This is a genomic window from Streptococcus infantis, from assembly GCF_047464615.1.
Lineage (GTDB): Bacteria > Bacillota > Bacilli > Lactobacillales > Streptococcaceae > Streptococcus > Streptococcus infantis_Y.
This window is the reverse complement of record NZ_JASHBO010000005.1, coordinates 130334-140220: the sequence shown is the minus strand read 5'-3', so window position 1 is coordinate 140220 and position 9887 is coordinate 130334. Positions and strand designations below refer to the sequence as shown.

Annotated in this window: 7 protein-coding genes and 2 pseudogenes; 8 read left to right on the top strand and 1 reads right to left on the bottom strand. The window is 34.2% G+C overall.

Annotated elements, in window-relative coordinates; genetic code table 11:
• The 3 genes from QM450_RS04355 to QM450_RS04345 form a co-directional block, all read left to right on the top strand.
• The coding region (locus QM450_RS04355) for an LPXTG cell wall anchor domain-containing protein (protein WP_414319774.1) at nt 1–569 on the top strand (569 nt) is incomplete at its 5' end.
• A 794-nt stretch (nt 570–1363) separates the two neighbouring features.
• Complete coding sequence (locus QM450_RS04350) at nt 1364–2221, top strand: CatB-related O-acetyltransferase (protein WP_414319773.1); 858 nt, start codon at nt 1364–1366, stop codon at nt 2219–2221.
• Nucleotides 2222–2337: 116 nt separating this feature from the next.
• On the top strand, nt 2338–3222 hold the full coding sequence (locus QM450_RS04345; protein ID WP_315640894.1) for a glycosyltransferase family 2 protein: 885 nt from the start codon (nt 2338–2340) through the stop codon (nt 3220–3222).
• Between the two features lie 131 nt (nt 3223–3353).
• On the opposite strand, the pseudogene QM450_RS04340 reads toward QM450_RS04345, so the two are convergent.
• A pseudogene (locus QM450_RS04340) lies at nt 3354–3557 on the bottom strand (transposase); the annotation flags it as partial.
• A gap of 37 nt (nt 3558–3594) precedes the next feature.
• On the opposite strand from QM450_RS04340, the pseudogene QM450_RS04335 reads away from it, so the two are divergent.
• From QM450_RS04335 to QM450_RS04315, 5 genes and pseudogenes are all read left to right on the top strand, one after another.
• Nucleotides 3595–4474 (top strand): annotated as a pseudogene (locus tag QM450_RS04335) (IS630 family transposase).
• Between the two features lie 537 nt (nt 4475–5011).
• On the top strand, nt 5012–7105 hold the full coding sequence (locus QM450_RS04330) for a glycosyltransferase (protein WP_414319772.1): 2094 nt from the start codon (nt 5012–5014) through the stop codon (nt 7103–7105).
• Nucleotides 7095–7967, top strand: coding sequence for a DapH/DapD/GlmU-related protein (locus tag QM450_RS04325; protein ID WP_315640023.1), 873 nt, complete (start codon nt 7095–7097; stop codon nt 7965–7967). Before QM450_RS04330 ends, QM450_RS04325 begins: the two co-directional genes overlap by 11 nt.
• 1 nt (nt 7968) lies before the next feature.
• Nucleotides 7969–8844 (top strand): glycosyltransferase family 2 protein, encoded by an 876-nt coding sequence (locus tag QM450_RS04320; protein ID WP_414319771.1) that lies wholly within the window; start codon nt 7969–7971, stop codon nt 8842–8844.
• Between the two features lie 24 nt (nt 8845–8868).
• Complete coding sequence (locus QM450_RS04315) at nt 8869–9879, top strand: sugar transferase (protein ID WP_414319770.1); 1011 nt, start codon at nt 8869–8871, stop codon at nt 9877–9879.
• Nucleotides 9880–9887: the final 8 nt, after the last annotated feature.

Sequence of the window (9887 nt, the reverse complement as noted above, 5' to 3'; positions counted from 1 at the left end):
GCACAAGTGCATCTGAATCAGCGTCAACAAGTGCAAGCCAATCAGCAAGCACCTCAGCGTCTGAGTCAGCATCGACAAGTGCGAGCCAATCAGCAAGCACGTCAGCAAGCCAGTCAGCATCGACAAGTGCGAGCCAATCAGCAAGCACGTCAGCAAGCCAAAGTGCTTCAACAAGCGCAAGTCAATCAGCAAGCACAAGTGCATCTGAATCAGCGTCAACAAGTGCGAGCCAATCAGCAAGCACAAGTGCATCTGAATCAGCGTCAACAAGTGCAAGCCAATCAGCAAGCACGTCAGCTAGCCAGTCAGCGTCAACAAGTGCGAGTCAATCAGCAAGCACAAGTGCATCTGAATCAGCGTCAACAAGTGCGAGCCAATCAGCAAGCATAAGCGCATCTATGATTCATTCGACTAGTCAAGCTCCTCAAACTGATACAACTAAGACACGTAAGCAACTTCCAAATACTGGAACAGCAACTTCGGCTACAAATCTGCTCCTAGGAGCTGTAGCAGGTCTAACAGGATTAGGATTAGTAGCTAAGCGTCGTAAGCGCGATGATGAAGAATAAGCCTTGTTTTATAAAGTTGCTAAAAGACTAGGTAAGCTATGAGAAAGCCTCCAAGGATTGTAAAATTCTTGGAGGTTTTTGTCTATAGGAAGTGAGTATTAGCTGGTTGGAGTTTTGTTGATTCGTAAGACTCGTTTAAAATCAAAAAGAGTAGAAATTTCGTAACCGCCCCATAACAGAGTACCTAGCCAACTTTCCATTCCTCCGGTATACTGTTAGTAGAAAAAACAGTACTGGAGGTTATTTTAATGTCACACCTTATTGTCCCTTTGGAAACACCCCAATCTCGCCGCTTTGATAAGAAAAAGAAGAATAAGATGATTTTTCGTTGTCAGTTAAAAGAGCTTGATTTTTCCATCTATTGTAACCGTCCCATAATGATCTATAGTTGTATTCGCATTTTTCCTGTACGATTATAGCTTATGGTAAAAAAGGCTTTAAGACCTCTTTTTGCTTGTGGATTAATATCCTTGAAAAAATGAAACTTCAATGGCATGACTTTAAATCGTGTATGATCATATTTCCGATTTGCTAATTGTATGTAAATTTATTAATTATCAATTTTTGGATAGCATTGATATTTTTATGTAAGTTGCTTTTATTATAAGGCTATTTGTGGTAAGATGTACATAATAACAGAATGCTATATAGTATCTCTATATTAATGGTAAATAACATTAAATTTGTATAAAAGTTTTAGTTAGATGACAAGTTATTCATATTGTAGGCACACTGATAGATATAGTCAATTTAGTTGGAGGGGGAAGTTTTAATTGCTATCTGGAAAATTCTGCATGTTTTCACATAAAAATAAGCAACATCAGCGCTTTTTTCAACTTTTACCTGATGGTCAAATCAAGGATATTGGTGGAACCGGTCATGATAATGAGCGGTTTTGGCATATGCAGGAGAAAAAACTTCAACTATTTTCTAGCTCGAAAGAGTTGACGGCAGTTTTTGACTGTTGTTATGAGGAAGTCGGCTATTCTTATTGGGAAGGTTTGCATCAGGAAACGATTCCTCTGGAAATTCGTGTCTATAATTCGCGTTCGGATCTGTTTGATTACCTGACGAAATTTACTAGTCGCTATTTGATTGACTACGGGGCCTTAACAGTGGGCAATCATACTTATGGTATTCCTCAATTAGTTGACTATGACCATGGAGGCCAGGTCATTATTGGTGATTATTGTTCTATTGGACAAAATGTTCAATTTGTAACAGCAAATCATGATTTAGAGTTGATTACAACCTATCCATTCAAGAGTTTAGAGGTGTTTTACACGGATGAGCCTCTGCAGATGACTGATGATCATATTTTGAAAAGTCCAACTCGAGTTGGGAATGATGTTTGGATTGGAAACAATGTTCAAATCATGGCAGGGGTAACTATTGGAGATGGAGCAGTGATAGCAACAGGTGCTGTAGTAACCAAGGATGTGGAACCCTATGCTATTGTTGGAGGAAATTCTGCTAAGCTTATTCGTTATCGCATAGCAGATCCTACTTTCCGTGAACAGATGTTAGAAATTGCGTGGTGGAATTGGCCGGAAGACATTATTTCTGAACGATTGGATAAAATCATGAGTAAGGATATATCAGGATTTATAAAAGAATACTTACCAAATGCTGGGAAAGTTAAACATGATTGATCTGTTCTCAGAAATATTAGAATTGATTTAGAATGTATCTTAAAGAAATCGCACTGTACTGAAATCGACTTTGGTTTTTAGATATTGCATCAGAAAAGGAGTATATGATTAAAATGATGGAAAAAATAAGTGTTATTGTTCCTGTTTACATGTCAGAACTATATCTTGAAAAATGCTTGGATAGTATCGTTCAACAAACCTATCAAAATCTTGAAATTATTTTGATTAATGATGGCTCAACAGATGGTTCAGCCGCAATCTGTCAACGTTATCAAAAGCAAGATGCACGTGTTAAAGTCTATCATAAAAGAAATGGTGGAGTTTCTTCTAGCCGCAATCGTGCCTTGGAAGTGGTAACTGGGGATTATATCGTTTTTGCAGATAATGATGACTGGTTGGAGTTGGATCATATCCAAAATCTTTATGATTTATTGAAAAAAACAGATGCAGATATTGCAATCGGAAACTTTACTCAATTTTTGGATGATCAAGCTAGTTTTTTGATTCATGTAGGAGCAGATGATTATTTTGAGAAGACTTATACGCCATTTGAATGGTTTAACCATCAATATGATAGTAAGTATAATTTCAGTCAATGCTTCACAGTTCCGTGGGCGAAGTTATACAAGACAGAGCTATTTAAAGATATTGTATATCCAACAGATAAAAGTGTAGAGGATGATTACACAACTTATAAAGTTTATCTTCAGGCAGATAAAATTGCTTTTATGAATAAGGCTATTTATATCCATAGAAAACGTTCTACAAGTGTTACAAGGACAGTCAATCTTGCAGATGTATATCCCTTAAAGAGTATTGAAGAACGTATGACTATTCTCCAATTAATTGGAGCTCCTCAGGAGTTATTAGATAGAGAAATTCAAGCTTATAAATGGCGATTATCTATTCATGAAGAAGAAACTCTTAAACATGGGGACGTGGAATCTTATCAACAAATTTTGGTCAAAAAAGCAATTGCAGCTAAATATTTTGAAGGTTAGTCAAACACATTTTATAAATTGATTTTTCTCTATTTTTAGATAGAAAAAGTGACCTATACTCAAAAATTAGAATGTTATCTCGTTTTTGATGTAGGTTGCTTTTTACGTTTATCAGATAGCTATTCTAATACTCAATTGTTTTCAAAAAACAACCTCATCCATTGTCTGCTGACAGTGGACTTTAAAATACTTTTTTCCAGTCCTTGAATAACTTCTTGAAGCTTATCAATGACAGATTCCAATGTTTGGAAAGCCTTATTTTTAAAACCTCGTTTTTGAATTTCTTTCCAGACTTGTTCAATAGGGTTCATTTCTGGTGCGTAAGGTGGGATATAGTCGCTTAGTTTATAAAATACATGTTATAATAAAGTTATGGCATATAGTACAGATTTTAGACAAGAAGCATTAGATTACATCAAAGAGGGACACAGCCATGTCGAGGCAGCCAAAGTTTTTGATGTTGGCGTTAGAACTCTCTTTACTTGGGAAAAGAAATTACGTGAACAAGGGCACTTAGAACGGAAAAAGCGAGTCGCCAAAAGCCGAAAAATTCCTTTGGAGGAGTTGAAGACCTCTGTAGAGGCTCATCCAGATGCTTTTTTACGGGAAATTGCGGCACATTTTGATTGTGCTGTTCCTTCAGTATGGGCAGCTTTAAAGCAGATCAATGTCACTTTAAAAAAAGACGACTAGCTTTAAGGAACAAGATCCAGAGAAAGTCGCTGAATTTCTTGATATTTTGGATAACCTAAAAGATTTACCAGTCGTATATATTGACGAAACAGGAATCGACCGCTACCTCTATCGTCCTCATGCACGGGCTCCTAGAGGAGAGAAAGTCTATGAAAAGATTAGTGGACGGCGTTTTGAGCGGGCTTCAATTGTTGCAGGACAAGTAGATGGAGAGTTTATAGCTCCTATGATTTACAAGGAAAGCATGACGAGCGACTTCTTTTTGAAGTGGTTCAAAACGCAGCTCTTGCCTGCTTTGAAGACACCTCATGTCATTGTCATGGACAATGCTAGTTTTCATCCCAAGAACATCTTGGATGAACTTTGCGTCAAAGATAAACACTTTTTCTTACCTCTACCACCTTATTCACCAGATTTGAATCCCATTGAGCAAGCTTGGGCTGTCTTGAAAAAGAAAGTGACAGCTTTATTAAGGGAAGTCCCCAATATCTTTGAATCATTAGAGTGCTTTTTAAAACTAAATGACTATAACACTTTTCTTTTGAGCGAAAATAAATAATCTGTAGACGTTTATGATATTTGGCGTACGATGAATCTCTTAGGAGTTGTTCAATTTTTTGTATTTCTTCATTTGTAAGTTTCATAACTACTATTATAAGATGTTTTTTTGATTTTAGTATAGTATAAAATAATAAGGTTATTTACATCGATAGATACCTAAAATATACTTGAGATGAATTATAGTGAGTTGAATCTGGAATAGCACACCACAGTTACTAAAATATTTTTATAAAGTGATTTAAATTTCCTAATTATTTTGTTCAGTTTTTAATTCATTTCACTATAAAAATTTATCTTTAGGATTGATTATTCGAAAATGTTATCATATAATTACAGCGAGATTACAATATTGAATTTATTAAGCTATTTTACTTTTGTTTTTGTATGATTATTTAATTTGGAAAGTAATTATAATTTAACACTGTATGAACGATACTGTCAATGAAATAAATATATTTTTGAAATTGAAATTCCTTAATAGCTCAAAAAATAGCAAAAAAAAAATGTTATAATAGTAGGAAAGGAGAGCGACTACATGACTGAAAAAATTACTGTGATTGTACCCGTTTATAATGTTGAAAATTATCTAGAAAAATGTTTGGATAGTTTAATAAACCAAACTTATAAAAATCTTGAAATTATCGTTATCAATGATGGCTCTACAGATAATTCGGGCACAATTTGTCAAGAGTACGCACAAAAAGATAATCGAATTGTCTATATTGAAAAAGAAAATGGTGGTCAAGCGGAAGCAAGAAATATGGGCTTGGATCGAGTGACTGGATCTTATGTGAGCTTTGTTGATTCGGATGATTGGGTCGAGTTAGATTATGTAGAAACCCTATATAAAAAAATAACGGAGTATCAGGCTGATATTGCGGTTGGAAATTATTGTAAGTTTAATGAGTCTGATTCAAATTTCTATTTTCATATATCTGGAAATTATTTTGAGAAACTTTATGACAATGTCTCTATAGTGGATTGTTTAAATGATTCTAATAGATTATTAAATTCAGCATTGATAGTTGCTTGGGGAAAAATTTATAGAAAAGAAATTATTTCTAATTTTCGTTTTCCGGTAGGAATAGTGACTGAAGATACAGTATTTAATTTGAAAATATTATTAGCTTCTAAAAGTATTGTTTATATTAATAAAGCTGCTTATATCTACAGAGTTAGGAGTGGAAGTATTTCAAATACTTGGGATGAAAAATGGATTAGAGATTGCATATACGCTATAGAAGATAGATTGGCATTGTTATCAACATTAGGTTATCCAATGTCAGAACATATACATGCTTATAAATTTATTTTAAATCATATAACTTCTGAAAGTAATAACAGAGGAATATCAGAATCTCATGTGTTAGATCAGATAAAAGAGAAGAAGATGTTATTAGATTTACTTCAGACTCAAAATCAGGAATTTAAGAAAGCTATTGTCCTCGCAGCTAACTATGCCTATGTTGAGCAGGTCATGACGACTATTAAATCTATCTGTTACCATAATCGCTCGATTCGGTTCTATCTGATTAATAGTGATTTTCCTAATGAATGGTTTAAACAATTAAATAAGCGATTAGAAGTATATGATTCAGAGATTATCAATTGTCGGGTAACTTCTGAGCAAATTTCGCGTTATAAAACAGATATTAGTTACACAGTATTTTTGCGTTATTTTGTATCTGACTTTGTGAAAGAAGATAAGGCTCTCTATTTAGATTGCGACTTGGTAGTAACTAAAAATCTGGATAACTTGTTTGAAACAGATTTGCAAGACTATCCATTAGCAGCTGTTCGAGATTATGGAGGAAGAGTATACTATGGTAGGGAAATGTTCAATGCGGGTGTTTTACTAATCAACAATCGTTTGTGGAAACAAGAAAATATGTCCCAACGCTTGATAGATTTGACAAATGAGTGGCATGATAAGGTGGATCAAGCAGATCAAAGTATTTTAAATATGCTCTTTGAAAATAGATGGCTAGAGATGGAATTTGACAATAACCATGTTGTGATTCATAAGCAATTCACAGATTATGAGTTACCAGCAGGTCAAGATTATCCTGGTATTATCCACTATCTCTCACATAGAAAGCCGTGGTTTGATTTAGCTGCGCAGACCTATCGTGATGTTTGGTGGTATTATCATAGTCTCGAATGGACAGAGTTAGGAAAAAATCATCATTTACATCCATTACAAAAATCACATATCTATCCTATCAGAGAACCGCTTACTTGTTTAATTTATACGTCTTCAGATCAGATTGAACAAATTGAGACATTGATTCAATCTTTGCCTAATATTCAATTTAAGATTGCGGCTAGAGTGATGGTCAGTGATCGTTTGAAACAATTGTTGGTCTATCCAAATGTAACTGTTTATGCTGGAATTAATTATTTAGCAGAACTAGATCAAGAATTAATTGAGACTAGTCAGGTACTTTTAGATATTAATCATGGTGAAAAAACAGAGGAAATGTTAGATCAATTTTCAGAAAGAGGAAAGTTGATTTTAGCTTTTGAGAATACAAAATATCGTGAAGTTGGACAGATAACCTACAAAGTAGAACAAGTTCAAGAAATGATTGAAAAATTAAGAGAAGTGGAAGAAAAACATGGATTTTAAAGATTCTGTAAAGTTATTAGGAGATTTTCATCATATAGAGATTTCCCCCACCAGTACTATTGAATTAGGAACAGATGTTACATTTCGTTCATTTGTAAGTTTAGAAGTAGCTAATAATGCTAAATTAACACTTGGAAATAGAGTTTTCTTTAATGACCATTGTACGATTCGTTGTGGTAAAGAAATTGAAATTGGTAAGGATACCATGTTTGGAGATGGGGTAAGGATTTTTGACCATAATCATAAATACTCAAATTACCATATCGAAAAAATTCAATTTACTGCTGATAAAATAACGATAGGAAAAAATTGCTGGATTGGAACCAATGTTGTCATTTTAAAAGGGGTGACGATTGGAGATAATGTCATTATTGGAGCAAATGCCCTAATTTATAAAGATATACCAGCTAATTCTATCGTTACTTCTCAGGAGGATTTAAAAATCATTCCTAGGAAACAACACCAATTTCATGTTTTTACTTTAACAGCTTCAGACACTTTAGAAAACCTAGACTATCTTGTTCAGAATCTTCCAGAGGTAGCTTTCCATATAGCAGCTAAAACAAATATTTCGGATTATCTTGAAAGTTTCAATCGTTATGAGAACGTGAATATATACACAAATGTTCATCATGATGATATTATTGAGGATTTGTTGAAGAAATCAGATATTTATTTAGATATTAACCATTGGGGAGAGGTGGATGGTATTGTTCATAGAGCAATAGAACAGAATAAGCCTGTTTATGCTTTTGAGAATACCAATCATGATTCAAGTGGATTTAGTAAAGTTTTTCGACAAGAAGATGCAAATGGAATGGTGACAGAGATGAAAAAATTTTTAGGAGAAGAAAAATTATAGTATGGAGAATGAATTAATCAGTATTGTAGTTCCAATCTACAACGTTGAGAATTACTTGCGAATGTGTTTGAATAGCATTCAAAATCAGACGTATCAAAATTTTGAGTGTTTATTAATCAATGATGGTTCTCCAGATAATTCAGCAGATATCTGTAGAGAATATCTTGCTAAAGATGCTCGTTTCCGTTACTTTGAAAAAGAAAATGGTGGCTCATCTTCAGCAAGAAATTTTGGGATTGAACGTTCGGAGGGGGAGTATGTTACGTTTGTAGACTCTGATGATTGGTTGGAACATGATGCTTTACAACTGTTATATGATGCATTGAAAAAAGAAAATGCGGATATTAGTATCGGACGTTATAATTGTTACGATGAATCACGTTGCCAATATTTGTTTTATGATTCTAATCCAGATGATTCTCTTGAGGTGATAGAAGGAAAAGAAATCATAGATAGAGAAGGTGTCGAAGAAATGAAAACTGGGAATTGGACTGTAGCTTATTTGAAATTATTCAAGAGAGAGTTACTACAAGATTTACCATTTCCTATAGGAAAAATGGCTGAGGATACATACTGGACATGGAAGGTACTTCTAAAAGCTTCGAAGGTGGTCTATTTAAATCGTTGTATTTACTGGTACCGTGTTGGTTTGACTGGTACTTTATCAAATACATGGAGCGAAAAACGTATATATGATGAAATAGAGGCTAGGGAAGAGAAAATCTCTATTTTGGCAAGTTTAGATTATGACTTGACCAATCATATTTTAGTTTATAAAAATAGATTACAAATAGTGATAGCGAAGTTAGAAGTACAAAATATGCAGTCTACGGAGATTTATAGAAGAATGATGGAAAAATTGTCTTTACTACCGTAGTAATAAAAAATGAGATAATACAATATGAAACTACATTTAACAAACTTATACGGTATGGCTGGTGATAGTACTGTTATTCTAGCCCAAAATGCTGTACAAAAAATAGCCAGTCAACTGGGATTTAGAGAGGTTGGCATTTATTTTTACAATATTGCTTCAGATAGCCCTTCTGAAATGAATAAGCGTCTGGATGGGATTATGGCTAGTATCTCTATTGGTGATATCTTAGTCTTTCAATCTCCTACTTGGAATGGTTTTGAATTTGATCGTGTCTTATTTGATAAGCTGAAGGATATGCAGGTGAAAATTGTTTGCTTTATTCATGACGTTGTTCCTCTCATGTTTGATAGTAACTATTATCTCATGAAAGAATACATGTATATGTATAATCTATCAGATGTTTTGATAGTTCCATCAGAGAGAATGAAAGCACGCTTGATGGAAGAAGGCTTGACAACTAAGAAAATCCTCGTTCAAGGGATGTGGGACCATCCTCATGATTTATCCTTATACACTCCGGCTTTTAAAAAAGAACTCTTTTTTGCTGGAAGTTTAGAGCGTTTTCCAGACTTACAAAATTGGTCTCAAGATACGCCTTTAAGAGTATTTTCAAATAAAGGGGAGGCTAGTTTTAGTGCTAGAAATCTTAGTATTGAAGGATGGAAAAAAGATGAGGAACTGTTGCTAGAATTATCAAAAGGTGGATTTGGTCTTGTCTGGGGAACTCATCAAAATGATGGAGAAAGTAACCAATATTACACCCTGAATACATCTCATAAGGTTAGCACCTATCTGACAGCCGGGATCCCAGTCATTGTACCAAGTAGCTTATCAACTGCTAAATTTATAGTAGATCAAGGCTTGGGCTTTGTGGCAGATAGCCTAGAAGAGATTCATGAGATAGTTGATAAAATGAATCTACAAGAATATCAAGAAATGACGAATCGGATAAAGACCTTTAGTTATTTGCTAAAAGAGGGTTATTTTACAAAAAAATTACTGGTAGATGCCATCTATCACTTAGGAATTAACTAGGAGAACAT

Excerpts from the sequence above, each read along its gene's own strand:
- QM450_RS04345 (WP_315640894.1), top strand. The coding sequence starts at position 2,338 with ATGGAAAAAATAAGTGTTATTGTTCCTGTTTACATGTCAGAACTATAT.
- QM450_RS04350 (WP_414319773.1), top strand. The coding sequence starts at position 1,364 with ATGTTTTCACATAAAAATAAGCAACATCAGCGCTTTTTTCAACTTTTA.
- QM450_RS04315 (WP_414319770.1), top strand. The coding sequence starts at position 8,869 with ATGAAACTACATTTAACAAACTTATACGGTATGGCTGGTGATAGTACT.
- QM450_RS04320 (WP_414319771.1), top strand. The coding sequence starts at position 7,969 with ATGGAGAATGAATTAATCAGTATTGTAGTTCCAATCTACAACGTTGAG.
- QM450_RS04325 (WP_315640023.1), top strand. The coding sequence starts at position 7,095 with ATGGATTTTAAAGATTCTGTAAAGTTATTAGGAGATTTTCATCATATA.
- QM450_RS04330 (WP_414319772.1), top strand. The coding sequence starts at position 5,012 with ATGACTGAAAAAATTACTGTGATTGTACCCGTTTATAATGTTGAAAAT.